This is a genomic window from Streptomyces lacaronensis (assembly GCF_047337785.1).
Classification (GTDB): domain Bacteria; phylum Actinomycetota; class Actinomycetes; order Streptomycetales; family Streptomycetaceae; genus Streptomyces; species Streptomyces lycopersici.
Genome location: NZ_JBLHDK010000003.1, coordinates 1 through 17,037 on the forward strand (window position 1 = coordinate 1; position 17,037 = coordinate 17,037).

At 66.2% G+C, this 17,037-nt stretch carries 13 protein-coding genes; 4 read left to right on the top strand and 9 right to left on the bottom strand.

The window, feature by feature from the left end:
- From ACMTAK_RS00865 to ACMTAK_RS00875, 3 genes are all read left to right on the top strand, one after another.
- On the top strand, positions 1-333 hold a 333-nt coding region (locus ACMTAK_RS00865), incomplete at its 5' end, for a hypothetical protein (protein WP_413804353.1).
- 334 nt (positions 334-667) lie between these two features.
- A complete protein-coding gene (locus ACMTAK_RS00870) occupies positions 668-1,030 on the top strand; it encodes a hypothetical protein (RefSeq protein ID WP_413804343.1) in 363 nt (120 codons plus the stop codon).
- A 627-nt stretch (positions 1,031-1,657) separates the two neighbouring features.
- Complete coding sequence (locus ACMTAK_RS00875) at positions 1,658-2,830, top strand: hypothetical protein (RefSeq protein ID WP_413804344.1); 1,173 nt, start codon at positions 1,658-1,660, stop codon at positions 2,828-2,830.
- Between the two features lie 491 nt (positions 2,831-3,321).
- Here the strand turns inward: ACMTAK_RS00875 and ACMTAK_RS00880 are convergent, their stop codons facing one another.
- On the bottom strand, positions 3,322-5,580 hold the full coding sequence (locus ACMTAK_RS00880) for an ATP-binding protein (protein ID WP_413804345.1): 2,259 nt from the start codon (positions 5,578-5,580) through the stop codon (positions 3,322-3,324).
- A 397-nt stretch (positions 5,581-5,977) separates the two neighbouring features.
- On the opposite strand from ACMTAK_RS00880, the gene ACMTAK_RS00885 reads away from it, so the two are divergent.
- Complete coding sequence (locus ACMTAK_RS00885; protein ID WP_413804346.1) at positions 5,978-9,028, top strand: AfsR/SARP family transcriptional regulator; 3,051 nt, start codon at positions 5,978-5,980, stop codon at positions 9,026-9,028.
- 644 nt (positions 9,029-9,672) lie between these two features.
- Here the strand turns inward: ACMTAK_RS00885 and ACMTAK_RS00890 are convergent.
- From ACMTAK_RS00890 to ACMTAK_RS00925, 8 genes are all read right to left on the bottom strand, one after another.
- Positions 9,673-10,455: an aldo/keto reductase gene (locus ACMTAK_RS00890; protein ID WP_413804347.1), complete on the bottom strand. Its 783-nt coding sequence runs from the start codon at positions 10,453-10,455 to the stop codon at positions 9,673-9,675.
- Positions 10,452-11,048 (bottom strand): AAA family ATPase, encoded by a 597-nt coding sequence (locus tag ACMTAK_RS00895; protein WP_413804348.1) that lies wholly within the window; start codon positions 11,046-11,048, stop codon positions 10,452-10,454. The genes ACMTAK_RS00890 and ACMTAK_RS00895 overlap by 4 nt, the downstream gene beginning before the upstream one ends.
- Positions 11,045-11,647, bottom strand: a complete 603-nt coding sequence (locus ACMTAK_RS00900; protein WP_413804349.1) for a 3'-5' exonuclease — start codon at positions 11,645-11,647, stop codon at positions 11,045-11,047. Before ACMTAK_RS00900 ends, ACMTAK_RS00895 begins: the two co-directional genes overlap by 4 nt.
- Entirely contained in the window at positions 11,644-12,828 is a 1,185-nt protein-coding gene (locus ACMTAK_RS00905; RefSeq protein ID WP_413804350.1) for a radical SAM protein, read from the bottom strand. Before ACMTAK_RS00905 ends, ACMTAK_RS00900 begins: the two co-directional genes overlap by 4 nt.
- 26 nt (positions 12,829-12,854) lie before the next feature.
- Positions 12,855-13,868, bottom strand: coding sequence for a nucleoside-diphosphate kinase (locus ACMTAK_RS00910; RefSeq protein WP_413804354.1), 1,014 nt, complete (start codon positions 13,866-13,868; stop codon positions 12,855-12,857).
- 23 nt (positions 13,869-13,891) lie between these two features.
- Complete coding sequence (locus ACMTAK_RS00915; RefSeq protein ID WP_413804355.1) at positions 13,892-14,917, bottom strand: thymidylate synthase; 1,026 nt, start codon at positions 14,915-14,917, stop codon at positions 13,892-13,894.
- Positions 14,918-15,415: 498 nt separating this feature from the next.
- Positions 15,416-16,204 carry a helix-turn-helix domain-containing protein gene (locus ACMTAK_RS00920; RefSeq protein WP_413804356.1) on the bottom strand — a complete coding sequence of 263 codons (789 nt, stop codon included), beginning with the start codon at positions 16,202-16,204 and terminating at the stop codon, positions 15,416-15,418.
- 47 nt (positions 16,205-16,251) lie between these two features.
- Positions 16,252-16,497, bottom strand: coding sequence for a helix-turn-helix domain-containing protein (locus ACMTAK_RS00925; protein ID WP_413804357.1), 246 nt, complete (start codon positions 16,495-16,497; stop codon positions 16,252-16,254).
- Positions 16,498-17,037: the final 540 nt, after the last annotated feature.

Consider the following 17,037-nt stretch of genomic DNA (forward strand, 5'->3'; position numbering starts at 1 on the left):
GCCGCCTGGCGCGCCTACCGCGAAAAGCACGGTGCACCGCCCAACGGAGACCAGCTCGCCCAGTGGCTCTATGACGGTGGAGTGACCGGCAGGAACGGCAAAGCCATCAGCCCCAGCACCCTGCGCCGCTACATCGCTTCATACCCCTGCTACGAGACCTGGGCCGAACACGCCGACAGCCACGGCCACGAGCCGACCGCAGAAGAACTGAAGAAACTACTCGCCGACCGCGGCATCAAGCGCAACAACGGCGGCCTGCCATGGGAACTCACCGATCTGGAGCACCTCCTCCCCGACTTCCAAAAACGGCGCCGGCTGCGCTCCTCCGGCTGACCGGTGCCGTCATGCAGCTCCCTCACGCATCAGGCCAGGTGCGAGATACAGAAGATCAATCCAGCACGGAATCCTCCGCGCACACCCCATTCCACCCGGAGGTGCTGTGACCGACCAGACAGGGCGAGATGATGCCCAGCATCCAGGGAAGGCTCATCAGGCTCCCACTCCCGCCGGTCCTTGGCGTGGCGCTGACCAGCACAAGCGACACCAAACTGACACAGACCCGATGCAGCCTGACCGGTACCCGGCGAACGTGCGCGCACTACGCATCAACCCCGACGCCACCTCCTTACGCCTCGCCCTCCCAACAGATCAGGCCACGCAACACCACATGATCCGCAGCCTGATCGGAGGCACCACGGACCGGGCCGTCTACCACCGGCAAGCACTCCTGCACGTCCACGGCAACGGAGCCGGGAGGCGGCTACCGGTGAACCCAGCAGCCTGGGCACTCGCCTGTGCCTGGCGTGGGCTGAACCTGCCCTACCTCCTCTACGGCCCAGTCCTCGTCACCGGACCCGACACCGGCGGCGCTGTCGAGACACTCAACGACAGGCTGCTCGCCCAGGCCGAGGAAGTCACCCGCATCGTGCAGGAACTACGCGGCCAGTGGTCCACCCGACCCCCAATGTCCGAACCCGCCGCCCGCGAGGAACTGCTCGCGAACGCTCGACAAGCGACACACTGCACATGAACACCCCACCGGACGCCGAAGAAGCCGCAGCGGGCCAGCTACGCAATGGACTCCTCGTTCACCAACGCCTCCACAGCACGCTTCCAGAGGTCGGGGGAACGGACACCAGCGCGGCGGGGAGATTCCGTTCTCCCGTATGCGCATCTCGAAGAGAGCAACAAAAACCTGGACGAACTCGCGCTAGGGTCGCCGTACGCCATGTGATCAACCCGACAACGGCATGTGAGATGCGAGCGCCAACAAGCCGCTCAGCGGCATGCCATATCGGCGGCAAGGTTTCCGCAAGGCCTATGCAAGCAATCTGGCGGACAGGTGCGGGAACTCCCCTCGAGAGGTAGTCGACGCTCAGGGGGATGTCGTGTTTGCAATGCGCAGGCGTTCAAGGTCTGCATCGGACGGCCGAAGCCAGTGGATATCCACGCGGGGGCGCGGGGGCGCGTTGGTTCTCCTGTCCGCGGTGGCGCGTGTGCACCGCCTGGTTGACGCCCCGTCCCCTGTATTCGGGGACATTACGTCCACTCATGGTGTGGGCGGTGGTCTGTGATGTCAGGGGCTTTATGGCTGAATGGTCCTGTTGGCTTAGGCGCGCACAGCCGAGTGCTTCGTACGGGGTGCCGAACCGTTCTGGTGGTCGTGCCGTTTATGGTTGCCGGTATTCGGCTGATGGACGTTCTCGCGCTGTTGGGAGCGGATCACCGTGTTTGTGTGATGTTCACCGTCGCACCCGTGTCGAATGGCGCGGTGTGCCATGGCGCGGAAGAGTTCGTGCGGGCGCAGGGGGGCTTTCTTCTGCCGTGGCAGCAGGCCGTTCAGTGTGAGTTCGATCTGGTGCTGGCTGCCAGTGAGGTCGCAGTGGAGCAGTTGCACGGGAAGGTGATGCTGCTGCCGCATGGAGCTGGTGTGATGCCGTCCCGGCTGCGTGCACGAAGTGCCGGTTTGCAGGCGCTTCCGACGCACGGTCTGGATCGCGGAACACTGATGCATCGTGGACGGCTGCTGCCGACCGCGCTGTCACTCACTCATGACGATGAGCTCGCGGTGCTGCGTGAGTCGTGCCCTGAGGCGCTACCGGTGGCGGTGGTGACGGGTGATGTGTGTTTCGATCGGTTGGTAGCAAGTGTGCCGCTGCGTGAGCACTATCGGCAGGCCTTGGACGTGCGTGCGGGCCAGAGGCTGGTGGTGGTGACATCGACTTGGCAGCCGGAGTCTGCCTGGGGAAGTCATCCGGATCTGCTGGACCGGCTGCTGGTCGAGTTGCCGCCGGAGAAGTATCGGGTGGCGGCGGTCTTGCATCCCAACATCTGGGGGGTTCACGGAGCCTGGCAGGTGCGGGCGTGGTTGGTGGACTGTCTGCGTGCGGGTTTGTTGTTGTTACCGCCGCAGGAGGGGTGGCGGGCCGCGTTGGTTGCCGCTGATGTGGTCATCGGGGATCACGGGTCGGTGACCAGTTACGGTGCGGCGATCGGTGCTCCGGTAGTGCTGGCGCCTCCGGTGCAGGAGTGTTTTCTACGCCTGGGCAGTCTGGCGGAGATGGTGGGTCGCGAAGCTGTTCGGCTGCGGCTGGACAGGCCTCTTTCAGGACAGCTGCGTGCGGCCATGCACAGGCGCTCTCGGATCCAGCAGAGGTACGTAGCCGGGATGATCACCTCCCGACCGGGGCAGGCCGCACAGATCCTGAGGCGCACCATGTACCGCTTGCTGGATCTGCCCGAGCCGGACCGGACGCTCACCGTCGCTCCGGTGCCTCTGCCCACTCCCATCGGCAGCGATGAGCGCATCGACCTTGCGGAGGGGGCATGAATGACATGAAGTGCCAACACGCGCTCATCGCTCATCTGATGGTCCACTGTGACGCCAGGGGCTTGGGGGTCAGCTGCTGTCGGCAGCACAGCCGGGGTGACGCGGGTGTCGGAGTGTGGGTCTGGAGCGCGGGCATGAAGTCGCGGCATGAGTGCCTGTGTATGGTCGCTGACCGGTTTCTGGTGGTCGCTGAAGGAGCTGCGCCACGGTGGAGGCAGATTGCCGATGTGGTGACCGGCTTTCCCCGGGCGACGGCCAGTTGCGCTGTCGCGGTGGCCGAGGCCCGGTTAGCCGACGCTCCCGGATGCGCTCTTGTCACGGTGCCGGCGCACGGATCCGGGACGGTGTTCCGCACGCGCGCGGAACGGGTTCTCGTACACCACGAGCCCGAGCGCGTGCCAATGTGCGGGGTGTGCGTTCATCCTTGGCTGACTGCCGGGTACCGGCTAGCTCAGCTCGTCCGACCTCTCCGGTTGGCGGTCCGGACTCCGTCACGGGGGTGAGTGGCCAAAGCCGTCGTCGAGCTGTGCTTGGACCCTGTTGAGCGCGTCGTTGATGCGGTCCAGATTCGGCACACCGGCCTCCAGGTAGAAAGCCCGTGATTGTCGGAGACGGTCACGGGCGGTCACCAGGTCCTGCAGTTCTTCGGCGGCTTCACCCCACACCATCAGGGCTTGAGCCCGGTACTGGCTGGAGCCGGATTCGGCGAGAGTTGACCAGGCTTCCTGTGCCATCGAAACCGCTTCCCTAGGGCGGCCGGCGCGGGTGAGTGCGTCCGCGAGCCAGACTGTGGTCATTGCTTTGACAAGGTTGTCAGGCAGCGAGGCAGCCAGGTTGCGGCCCTGGGTGAGTTGGTCAATCGCTTCCTCGATCCTTCCTGCGGCACATAGGGCTTGGCCGAGCCTGCGCCGGCCGAGGGCTTCTGACCGCACCCGGCCAGCCCTGTAGTCGAGTGCGATCGCTTGTTGCTGCGCCTCGATGGCCTCATCGAAGCGCCCCTGGGAACGGTATGCCATCCCTACCAGCCCGAGGGCTTCTGCTTGAGCAAGTTCGTGTCCTGCTTCGCGCGCCGCCGTGAGCGAGGCGAAGCCCTGCTGGAGAGCCTCTTCGGCCCGGCTGAGGTTGTGGAAGGCGAAACCCAGGTGATGGTGCATGCGGGACCGGGCGGCGGGGTCGGCGCAGCGGGTCGTGGCCTCGATGCCGAGTTGATAGGCGGCCATCCAGTCCGGGAAGTGCTTGCGGTGGAGAAACATTGACCACATGGCCTCGGCCAGCTGCCATACCAGGGTGTCGCACCCGTGCTCGTAGCCGGCTCGCATCACCGCCATCAGGTTCGGCAGTTCTCTCTCCAGCGCCTCGAGCGCCTCGCGGCGCGTTGCAAAGGCGGACGGCCTGTCCTGGAGCGGATGGGCGGGACGCAAGTGCCAGTCCAGTGGCGTCACGAGCCGGTCGGCGGCTGTGGTGAAGGAGACGTAGAACTCCAGGAGCCGATGGATGACCTCGCTACGGTCGCTGCTGCTGTCCTCAACCTCGGCGCGCTGCCGGGCGTGGAGGCGGATCAGGTCGTGAAAGCGGTACCGGTCGTCTTCGCCAGTCTCCAAGATGCTCGCATCGACGAGGCTTTCCATCAATGCGGCGGTGTCGTCGACCGGCAGGTGCACTGCTGCGGCGGCCGCTTCGAGGGAGATGTCCGGACCCGGGTGAAGGCCCAGCAGTCTGTAGACGCGGGCCGCGTTGGGGGGCAGCCCGTCGTAGGAGAGGTCGAAGACGCTCATGACCGTTGCTTCCTCCACCGACAGCGCCTTCAGCCTGCGCTGTTCGTCCGACAGCTCCCGTACGACTCGGGCGATGGGCCATTCAGGGCGCATCACCAGGCGGGCGCCTGCGATGGATAACGCGATGGGCAGTCCTGCGCATAAGCACACCAGGCCCGCTGCCGCGTCCGCTTCTGCTGCGACCCGTTGTTCCCCGATGGTTCGCTTCAGCAGTTCTCTGCCTGCTTTCCCGCGCATGGGGGCCAGGGGGAGATAGGTGGCGCCGTCCATGGTCAGGCCGCCCAGGCGCCACCGGCTGGTCACCACCACCGTGCTCAGCGGTGCGGAAGGCAGCAACGCTCTCACCTGGGCGGCGGAGACAGCGTTGTCCATCAGGATGGCGATGCGCCGGCCAGCGGTGGTGGAGCGGAACAGACCGGCAGCCTCGTCGGCTTCGGCCGGTATCTGCTGCCCTGGGATGCCCATAGCTCGCAGGAATCCCCCCAAGATCGAGCCGGTCAGCACCGGTTCCCCAAAGGAGTCTGCTGCCAGGTCAGCGTACAGCTGGCCGTCGGGATACTGGTCCGCCACCTCGTGCAGCCAGCGCAACGCCAGCGCGGTCTTCCCCACCCCGCCCGGGCCGCAGATTACCGCCAGTGCCGGTGCTCCCGTCTTCTGCCGGGATCCGGCGATGCCGTGCAAGGCGCTCAGTTCCTTACGGCGGTTGGTGAAATGTGCGGGGACCGAGCGCAGTTGCCGGGGCACCACTTGCGCGGGCTGGGAGGCGGGATGGCCGGTGTGGTGGAAGTGCACGCCTCCGTGGATCGCGCCTGCCTGGAGGGTCGGACCGTGCAGGTGGGCGGATCCGCCGATGCTGTTGTGCGTCTCCTCCGTCGGTGATAAGTGATGTTGTCGCAGCCAGATCTCCAAATCGGCTTGCCACGTGGGGTCGGTGGCCGCGTACCGAGCCAGGGAGCTCGACAGTTGCAGGAGCATGGGGAGGGGGTCTTCGGCACGGGAGGCTTCCTCCCACTGCCGGACAAGCGTCCCGCGAGGATCGGACCTTGCACTCACGAGGGTACGCAGGGCTCGTCCCGCTGGTGAACTGTGCAGAGGCCTGCTAGAAATCATGGCCGATAACAGCTCCGTGGCGAACTCTGTTTCCCTCACGCGTCTCCCCCTCGACCTGGCCTACCCATCATGCCGGTCAGGCTGCACGCAGCGGAGTTCACATACAGCCACTCCCCGGTCACTGCTTTCCCTGCGAGTGAAGCCCCGCTCAGCCGTTCACCATCAGGGCAATTTCGGACCTCCCGTTATCCAGTCATGGCCATGACCATCACTCCGTGTCATTCTCACATGGGAGAAGTGCCCTATCAGCGGGAGGTCGCTGGTGGACCTTCGCATACAGCTGCTGGGCGCAGTCGGATTGCGAGCAGGAGAAGATCACAGCCCGGCCGGAACGCCCAAGGAGGGACTGACTCTTGCCGCACTGGCATGGGACGCCGATAGGGCAGTAAGCATGGACACGCTCGTCCACCGGGTCTGGGACGAGCATCCCCCGGCCAAACCGCGTGAAGCCCTGTATGCGCACATCTCCCGCATCCGCAAGGCGCTGTCCGCGCTCGCCGGTCCGCATGCTCCCGCCGTGATCAGTCGCACGCACACCTACAGGCTTCAGGTGGACCCGGACACCGTGGACCTGCGCCGCTATCTCACCCTGCTCGACCAGGGCCGCTGGCTGGCCGACAGCGGCAGCAATCGTGAAGCGCTGGACGCATTACAGGAAGCCGTTCGATTATGGGGCGGGGAGCCTCTGGCCGGCTTGCCCGGCGCCTGGGCCGCTCACCTGCGCAGCCTCGTCGAAGAAAGGAATCTGGCCACCGCGCTGCTACGCGCCGACATCGCGCTGAGGCTCGAACACTACGCTGAAGCTGTCGTCGGCCTGCAACCCCTTGCTGAGCGAAACCCGACAGACGAAGCCCTCATCGGGCGGCTTGCCCTCGCGCTCCACGGAAGCGGCCGAACCGATGCCGCGGCACGCTTACTGCAACGCACACGGCTTCACCTGCTGCGGGAGTCAGGCACCGACCCAAGCGAGGAGTTCGTGCACATCCACCGCGGCGTCCTGGCCCGCACACCAGTCACCGCATTGCTGCCCCGCACAACCACTTCCCACGGCAGCACCCTCGCGCCCGCCCCCGACACCCTTCCTCCCGACGTGCCCTGGGTAGGGCGGCAGGCTGAAATGGACCAGCTGATCGGCGCATTGACCAACACGACAGGGACGAGCACGGGGCCGGTGACCGCAGCCGCAGTCACCGGAATGCCCGGCTCCGGAAAGACCGCTCTGGCTATTCATGCCGCACATCAGATGCGCGATCATTTCCCCGACGGACAACTGTTCGTAGACTTGCGCGGCCACGCTCCCTTCCAGCCTCCCCTGACTTCCGCCGAAGCGCTCGAAAAACTCCTACGTCTCCTCAGCGCGCCTTCAGCCACGCTCCCCCAAGACCTCCCCGGACTGGTCGCGCTGTGGCGCACCACAGCCCGCAGCCGCCGCTTCATAGCCCTTCTGGACGATGCCGCCGACGCCGAGCAGATCACCCCCATACTGCCCGGTGACTCTGCCGCCGCAATCATCGTCACCAGCCGCCAGCAGCTGACAAGTCTCCCTGGTGCCCGCCATGTCGCACTGGGCGCGCTGACCCGCGCGGATTCCGTCGCACTGCTCCAACGCATACTGGGGGAAGAGCGAGTCCCCAGTACGGCGGAAGCAGCCACGCTGGCCCGACTGTGCGGAGACCTCCCCCTCGCTCTGGCCATTACCACCAGACGCCTACTCGCCCGTCCTTCCTGGAGCATTTCCGACTTCGTGGGGCGCTTCAGCCTCGCGAGTGGACGGCTGCCTGAACTCCGAGACAGTCATTACGCGATGGCACAAGCGTTCGACATCTCCTACCGTACGCTCCCCCCTGCACAGCAAATGGTTTTCCGCCGCATCGGTCTACACATTGGCACCGAGTTCAGCCCCGAAGCCACCGCGGCGCTTACCAACCTCTCACTCGGAGAGACGGAGCGCGCCTTAGAGGATTTCCTCTCCGCCAATTTGATCTCGGAGCCCGCTCCGCATCGTTACCGGCTCCATGACCTCCTGCGCGAATATGCCTCCACCCTGGCCGGGGGCGATGCGCAGGCCGACAACCAGCACGCTCTCCAGCGCCTCCTCGACCACTATCTGCACAGCGCCGACCAGGCAGACCGCCGCGCCTACCCTCACCGCCTGCGCATCCCCCTGCCCGATCCCCCTACCGCACCAGCACGGCATGCGGCCGACCCTCACCAGTGGTTCACCACCGAGGGGCCGAACCTCCTGGCCGCCTTGGAGTACACCCGCACCCACGGCTCATCGCACCAACTCGCCCTGCTGGCCCACACGCTGGCCGGCTTTCTGGGCAGCGAGGGCTATCTGCGTACAGCAGTTCCAATCCTGAGAGCAACGGTTGCCCACTGGCAGAACACCAGCGATCAACAGGCGCACGGCCGGGCCTTGATCGACCTCAGCGGTATCTGTGCCAACGCCGGCAGCTACCAAGAGGCGATCCACAGCGCCCAAAAAGCCCTGGAGCTGGCCCGGAAAGCGCACGACGAAGACCTCGAAGCCGAAGCCCTCCACCAGCTATCCATCTCCTTCTGGCACACCGCCCGGCACACGGAAGCGTTTCACCAACAGCAGCGCGCTCTGCACATCCGGTTACAAAAGACCGACCGGCTTCAGCAGGGCAGGAGCTTCAATCTTCTGGGCATGCTCAGTCTCCGCCTCGAGCGGCACAAGGACGCACTCAAATTCTTCCTCGAAGGCCTGGCCCGATTCCGTGATGTCGACGATCGGCGAGGTCAATTCATCGCGCTCAACAACCTCGCTGAGCTATACAAGGAAGCTGGCCGTCTGGACAACGCCATCAGCGCCTACCGTCAATCGATCAAGATCGCACAAAGCCTGGGCAGCACAAGCCAGCACGCCATGCTCCAGATGAACCTGGCGGACACCCTGCGCGCACACGGCAAGCCGCACGAAGCCCTTGAGTTATACAACAGTGCCCTGCCCGTGCTTTGCAGCATCGGCGACCGCCGCAGTGAGGCCATCGCCCGCAACGGCCTCGGGCGCGCCCTCCACGCCACCGGCCACAGCGAGCAAGCCCTCCCCCACCACACCGCCGCACTCACCATAGCCCGCACGATTCACGCAGCCCTCGAGGAATGCCAGGCCCTCCGGGCACTAGGCGAAGCCGAACACTCCACCGGACGACTCACCCAGGCCCGCGCCCACCTGACAGCCAGCCTCGCTCTCAGCCAGCAACTCAACGCCCCGTCCGAAGAGACCGAAACCCTCGCGGCACTGGCCAGCACACGACAAAGGCACAGCCTCTCCGACGGAACGTAAGCGCCCCGCACGGGGTGTCAGCCGTCACCGCCGCCCGAACATGCTGGCCAGGATACCTGTGAGGCAAAAAAGGGCAGTTGATGCACAACCTATCGTGTGATTTGCGGGAGACCCTCATTCCATGATCAACTAGGTGGGCCAAGTGCAGCCACAGGCTGCCGCATCCAGCCTGTGGCATATCCATCCATGGATCCGAGGAGAGGTGCACGTGCCACCGACCGGCTTTCGTCGAGCGACCCTGATGATCATCCTTGCGGCCCTTGTATGCATCCCATACATCGTCGCCTTGGGCCCCTCGACTTCGGCCACCGCCTAACCCCGGCGTGCCGGACGCCCCATCTCCGGCACGCCCTCAAGCGCTGCATCTGAACCCAGTCAACGGACCCACCGAAGGACAGGTATACCGCTCGGCGCTCCCAGGAGGACATTTGAGGCGGCCTGCTCCGGTGCCTGCCCGCTGTGAGCAGGGCCGCACGGCACGAGCAGGTCATCGCGCAGCCTGGCGACGAGTAAGTGGCTGGTCTCGACGGGCACGAGCAAAGACGCTCTTACCAGCGGTGGCCGCCAGTTCTCGTGGGGAGCTACCTTCCGCATGTGCCACTGGCGGTCAGCCGGATTCGCGGTGGCCGGCGTGGGTGTTCGCGTCATAACTGCCCGCCCGTCACGACGGTGACGAGTTGGCGGAGGTGTTCCGGAGAGCTGGTGCCGGGGATGGGTGCGACGTGGTTCCCGAGGCGAAGCAGCCAGTTGAGACCTTCGTCGATATGCCTCTGCCGTGCGAGAGTGCCAGCGTCGAGGGGCCGGTACGGCACATAAGGGATGGAGAGGTCGCGGCAGAGTTCGAGTGCGGTGTCGTGCCGGTCCCCGCTCATGTTGAGGACGTTCTGCACGGCGGCGACGGTGATGTCATTGGTGACTGTGCGGATCTGCTCGGGTGTGACCTTCGACAGGCCGATGTGCCCGATCTTGCCCTCGTCTTTCAGGGCTTGGAGTGTGCCGATCTGGTCCGGGAGGGGCACGTCGGGGTCGATGCGGTGGAGGTAGCAGAGTTCGAGCCGGTCCATGCCCAGTCGCCGTAGGCTCGCCTCGACGCATGCGCGCAGGTAGACGGGGTGGCCATGCGGGACCCAGGTGTCCGGGGCGGGACGGGCCAGGCCCACTTTGGTCGCGATCAGTACGCGCTCGGGGTACGGGTGTAAGGCATCGCGGATGAGGTGTTCGACGGTGTGGGGACCGTAGGCGTCTGCGGTGTCGATGTGGGTGATGCCGTAGGTGTGGACGGCTTGGCGGAGCACGGTGAGCGCGGTGGCGCGATCGGCTGGGTCGCCCCAGATGCCGGGGCCGGTCAGGCGCATCGTGCCGAAGCCGAGCCGGGAGACGGTCTTCCCGGCGATGGTGATGGTGCCTGCGGGCAGCGTGATGGTCATATCGCGGCCTCCTGGAGGCAGAGCTGAAGGGCGCGTTCGATGGCGCGGGTCTGACTTTCGTGGTCGCTGGTGACGCGCTGGTGCGGGTTCCCGTCGTCTGCCAAAAGGCCGTGGACGTGGCGGTCGACCAGGAGGCGGTAGCGGTGGTCGTAGTCGTGGCTCTGGTCGACGGGTGCGTCCGGGTCCAGCACGGTCGCCAGGAGGAGGTCGTACTTCGGTGCCTGCGTCGAGGCAAGGAGCCGCAGGCGTTCCCTCTCCAGCCGGTGAGCGTGCTCGCTGCGGTGCTCAAGGGCCGCGTGGTAGTACGCGAGGGCGTCGAAGGAGGCGCGGTCGACAAGGACGACGGCGGCGCCTTGTGCTGCGGCGGCGATGTCGTCGGCGATGCCCTGCGTGATGATCCACTCGGTGGAGGCAGCGGTGTGGTGCTGCATTTTCGGCAGGCCGATGGCCGCGGCGCGTTTGGCGAGTCGGCCGGTGCGGGCCACCGTGAGCCCGTGGCCGCGCAATTCCATCTGGATCCGCTTGAGCAGGGTCGTCTTGCCGGTGGAGTGGGTGCCGAGCACGCCGATGCGGATGGGTGGTTGGTGGGTCACCACAGAGTGGGGTCCTTTTCTGGTTCCGGGGCGCCTGGCAGGCCGGGCGGCACGGCCGCGGCGACGAGCTGGTCCCAGCTGTCGTAGTGGCGGGCCATGCTGATGAGGAGCTGTGCCGTGGCGTAGGCGTCGTAGGTGGCACGGTGTCGCTGGGCGGGAGCGGCCGTGAGGTCCGGCGCGGTGTGTTTGATCAGGGCGTCAAGGCTGTAGCCGGGCAGCTCCTTGTACGTGGCCTTGGCCAGGCGGAGTGTGTCGAGCACTCCGGCCGGTTCCCAGTTCGGCAGGTGCGCCTTGAGCACTCGGTAGTCCGTGTGTGCGTTGTGGGCGCAGATCCATGCCTTGCCCAGGAGCCCGTGGACCTGCTCGGCGATCTCCCTCCACGTAGGGGATTGCGCCAGAAGTCCGTTGGTCAGCCGGTGGATGCTGGCGGCGCGGGGGGTGACGGGCCGGGGTGGGCGGATGAGCCACGCTCCGGCTGTGCTGGTGTCCGGCTCGCCGTCGCGCACGGGTAGGGCGGCCACCTCGACCAGGTCGGGCGGGTTGGCACCGTTGCCTTCGACGTCCACGACGAACAGGGCGGGCCAGGTGGCGAAGTTCATGGTGCGGGTGTTCCGTTCTCCGCCGGCCAGCCGATGGGGGCACGGCCGTGCTGGCGGTAGTGGTGAGGCTTCTCGCGGTCGTGGCACTGGTAGCCGTAGCCGTGCTGGAGGTAGTAGCGCGGCGGCTCGTCCAGACCCTCGACGATGATGGCCCGGTCAGTGATCTCAACGGGCCCCGTCGCGCCAAGGGCTCGGGCGCTTTCAGTGACATCCGTGAAGTCAGGCTTGCGCCAGGCCGAGTCGCACAACGCGACCTGCTTCTGCGGGCAGATATCGCATAGTTCCCAGATGCCGTAGTGGCCGTTGTAGTCGGCCTCTCCATGGGCGTAGGCCACGCCACAGCTCGTCTTACGGAACAGCGCACCCCAGGGGGCGGAGACGTCGGCGGGGGTGCGGAAGGCATCGAGCACCCGCCGCTCGGCCGCCTCGGGGAGGATCTTGCGCCGGGCGGTGTCCTCGTACGGCACGGGCAGCCCGTGCGCCTGGTAGTAGGCGGCGATCTCCTGGCGGTAAAACAGGCCGGTGAAGACAGTGGCGTGCGCGTGCCGGGACAGCTCGCGCGCCCGCTCCAGATGGGCGTCGGAGTCGTTGAGACCGGGGACGATCGGCCGCCAGTACAGGACGGCGCGGTACCGTTCGGCGTGCTCGTAGAGGGTGCGCAGGCTCTCGGCGGCGATCTGAGAGTCCATCGGCTCGATGGCCTCGTGGTCGATGCCCGAATGGGTGACCAGCACGGTCAGGCGCAGGTTCTCGAAGCTGTTGAGGACCGCGCAGTCCTCCGCGCCAACGCGCCAGCGGGTGATGACCAGGACATGGTTGGTCAGGCCCCGATCGTCCAGGTGCCGCAGCACGGTGAACAGGTGCGGCTTGACGGCCGGCAGCATGGGGTCGGTCGCTCGGTTCAGGAGCTGGAGAGGCGTGGTGTGCGGCCGGAAGTACGGATGCTCCACGAGCGCGGTGACCGCCGCCTCGTCGCTCATCAGTCGGCGGGGGACCTTCATCTCGAAGTTGTCGAAGGTGTGCCGGATGCAGTATCCGCAGTCCAGCGGGCAGCCGATGATCCAGTTCAGCGAGAGCCCGGACTTGCGGTACTCGATCACGTCCGCCAGGGCGGGCTTCAGCCCCCCGATCTTTTCCGCGGGGAGGATCGGTAAGGGGCGCTGCTGGTACGGCTCGCTCATGATGCCTCCAGTTCGAGGGAATGGCGTCAGGTGTCGACAGACCTGTGCTGGCGCGGGGGGCTCAGTGAGGAAAGCAGGGCGCGGCGATGGGCGCCGTACCAGGTGCCGAAGTCGCGGCGCGCGGCGTCCGGGTCGTCACTGGTGTGCACGAGGTTGCGGACCAGGCGCCGCTCGGCGAGCGCGACGCTCAGACTGTCCTCCCCGAGGTCACCGCGAATGGTGCCGGGCGCGGCCCGAGTGGGGTCGAAGTGCCCCAAGAGCTGACGAAGGCGGTGGTGCACGCCCGGCTCTCCGTGGGCCAGTGCCACCGTGACGAGGCGGTTGGCGTACTCCGCGTCCAGGCAGGCGGGGATGTCGCGGCCCGGGAACCAGTCGGCGTCCACCAGCAGGTCCCAGTAGTGGACGTGCGCCTGCCACGCCTGGACGGTCAGGTCAAGCCGACCCGACACCGCGACCTGGGCTGCGCCGATCCGGTCCAGGACGGCGTCCACCAGGCCGCGCTCGACCGCGTCGGGCTTGCACAGGATGACCGAGCACCGCTCGAAGTCGGGATCGGCGGGGCGGTGGCCGTCCCTGTACCAGGTGGCGAAGTCGCGGCGCGCGGCGCACGGATCGTCACTGGTATGCACTAGGTTGCGGACCAGGCGCCGCTCGGCGAGCGCCGCGGCCAGACTGTCGTTTCCGAGGTCGCCGCGGATCGTCCCGGCCACGGCCATCGCGGGGTCGGTGCGCCCGACGAGTTGCCGCAGCCGGGCGTGGATACCGGGCTCACCGTGGGCGAGTGCCACGGACACCAGGCGGTGGGCGAACGCCTCGTCGAGGTAGGTCGGCAGATCACGGGGGGCACGCTCGGCGTCTGCGAGCAGATCGCGGTACACGACGTGGGCCTGCCATGGCTGCGCCACAAGGTCCATGAGGTCCGTGGCGGTGACGCCAGAGGCGCGGATCATGTCGAGCACGCGCGGGACCAGGCCGCGTTCTACGCAGTCCGGCTTGCACAGGATGACCGCCCAGCAGTCGAAGTCGATGCCGTCGACCACGGCGCCGCTCCGTGGCTTCCGGCTCACACCTCACCCCCGTCCACGGCGGCAGCGCAGGCCGACCAGCGGTGGCCGACGAGCCACCGCAGGCCCGGATCCAGAGCATTGAGCACCTCGGGGTTCACCGTGTCCGCGTGGTCGTGCTGGATCTGCCGATAGACCTCGAACAGCGCCAGAGCCTGCTGCCAGTATGGATCGAGACCTGATGCCTCGATATGTGCCGCACTGTAGTGGGCCTTGTTCGTGCGCAGCGCCTCCTCGTGCTCAAGGACGCGCGCCACAGTCGCTTCGGTGGTGCTCGATGGCATCGCCGGGAACGGGAACTGGATCGGCGCGGACCGGGTGACGGCTTCCAGAAGGACTCGGTGGACACGGTCGGCGTTGCGGTCGCAGATGTGGGCCGAGCCGATGAAGTGGGTGTAGGAGCCCAGCTCAAGACCGAGCTGGACGGCCGCGAACTCCTGCAGCATGGTGAAACTGAAGACGTCCGAGAGCAGACCACAGTCGAGATCGTTGGCCCGCATGTAGCAGACCATGTGCAGTCGCTCGTCCCGCACCATCAAGTGCAGCCCGGCCAGGCACGCCATATCCGGGTTGTCACTGACCGCGAGCTCGTCAGCGGCGAAGACGGGAATGTAACCCCGCTTACTGTCCCGCTCGCCGCGGAGCAGCTCCAGGACACGGTCAAAGGGCGACAGCCTGTCGCCGTCGGCCGGGTTGAAGATCGTGTGACCGTACGCGGAACCACCCAGATGGATGCCGTCCCGGGAACTGGAGCGCATGGACGGCGCGTAGTAGCCGATCATCTCCAGGTCCCTGCGGCCAGCCAGGTACCAGAGCGCTTCGGCGAAGTGAAAGACCGGGTTCACCTTACGCGCTGCCAGGAACGGCAGTCGCCGGCGCGGCTCCGACAACCGGAAGCTCGCGCCGATCACCTCATGGGCGTCGTTTCCACGGGCAGAGATGTGGTGATCGTGGTCCTCGAATACCAGCCTCAATAAGGACAGGTACGCCTCCTCGAGACCGGAGAGACTGAGAGGTGTGAGCATGATTCTCCTGGGATGTGCAGTCGCGGCCGTGGCCGGCCGGCAGGGACGCTGAGCCCGGCCGCCTCTCGCCTCACCAAGAAGCGGCCGCCGAGGGCTGCCACGGACCGAGCGCCCAGCCCGGCCGTACCGGTTCGCGGCAGCACGGGGCATTCGGTCAGGTGGCTACCGCGTCAACGGCCACCATGGCCGCAATGCTCGTCGGTCAAGATCGCGTTGAAGGGGCGATCGGTCCGATCCATCACCTCTTCCTCCCAGAAGGCTCCGAACGTTGTCCAGTACGTCCGGCCGACCTCGTGTCTTCATCCCACACCTTTCGTAGTGACCTGCTATGGAAAACCGCCCCCCCTATCCCATCCGAGGTTGGTCCACGGGAGCGAGATGGGAATTTGGCGAGGTGAGTAACTGCTTTGCTGACACTCAGTGCATTTGCCGCGAGAGGGGGATTTTGATACCGCTCGGGGCTCCGGGACCGGTGTCGACCGGTGCCCCGAGCGGGGTCTATTGGACAGACAGTGGTCCGACTCCCCGGGCGCGGTCCTCCAGCCCCTTGACCAGACCGGTCGCCTCCTTGACACGGAGGCGCCTGGAGATGCGGGCCGCAGCCTCCATCGCGGCCGTGATCACCTCGCGGCCGTACGAGGCTTCGCGGCGTGTCCTCTGCATGGGGCTGGACAGCGACAGGACAGCGGACAAGTCCCCATCGCCGTCTCCCACTGCCACCGCCAGAACCAGGCTCCCGTCGGTAGCACCCTGCACCCAGCCGCGGCACCGTGTCCCGGAGCACGCAGCGGCGTCGGTCCACGCTGCGTGGCTTTGGCTGAGCCCCTGCCACGCGAGGAAGACACGTGAGACGGGGTCTTCCCCCATCGCCACCGCCCTGGACCGATTGCGCCCACTGGCCGACGACTTGTTTCGATGGTCCTCAGCGATGCAGACCCGCTGATCGCCGCAACGCCGTTCAAGACGGACGGACCGTACGCCGGTTGTGGCTCGCAGTGCACTGAGTTCCTGCCGCAGTTCAAGGTCAGCGACCGCCTGTTGCGCCGCCATTGCCAGGCCGATCAGCCTCGGACCGGCAATGAACCGCCCCTGTTGGTCGGCCTCAAGCAGGCCCAGCTTCTCCATAGCGAGAACGAGTCGATGCACCGTGGGACGCTTCAGGCCGGTTTCTGAAATCACCGTGCCAAGACACGCCGGCTCCTCTTCCAGCACAGCGAGAATCGCACAAGCCTTGTTGAGCACACCGACTCGGCTCTGCACCACAACCGGAGCAGTAATCGTCACCATCTCCCCTCGCCAGGCCAGCCATTCGAGCGCACGGAGTGCACGCGACCTTATGATCGCATTGCTCCCGGTTTGCGGTTCGATCCGCCGCGTGAGCGCAGCTCTACACCCGCTTCAATGAGTATCTTGCGAATAAATCCGAACGAGCGCCCTGTGACATCTTTTATATCCCGAATACTCACGTCGGGGTCACTCTCATAGACGTTACTAACACTCTCGCGGAAACTTTCGCGATCCTTCCCCATAAGCCGTTTCCCTCGCGGCACACGAGGAAGGTCTTCCAACTTGGCAGTCATGGCTGAATTCCTAAAAGACGCTGGCTCGTACTTAATGACGGTCGCCGAAGAGACTCCGGCTGCGATCGTGATGGATGAGCAGCTGAGGCGAGGCTCTGAGAGCCGATGGCGAACTGCCCATGAGTCACTGACCGGCAAGTCCCGTCCGGAGTTCACCCAGGACTCCGGACAGGCGAGGGACTGGACAATTCCTTCCGTGTCGGTCCGAGCAGGCCGAGCTCCCACCCACGGCGAATAAGATGCATCGTGGTTCTGGCGTCCATCAGCGCCATCAGTGCACGCATATCCCTACGCACGACGTCCACATGCGCCCCGCTGTTCGCAGCGATCCATCCCAGATCCTGGCCGCCCGCCAAGCCGCGGAGAACTTCGCGCTGCCCCGTACTGAGCACAAGGTCCACACCGTCGTTTGTGCGCTCAGGCGGGGGGATTTCCCCCAGCAGGTAGGCCCGGTGTACGGCACCCGGCCGCTCGGGCGAGTGGAGCTTGGCCGAGGCGTACCGCAGGCAGTCGTTCACCCTGGAGGTACACACGCCCATC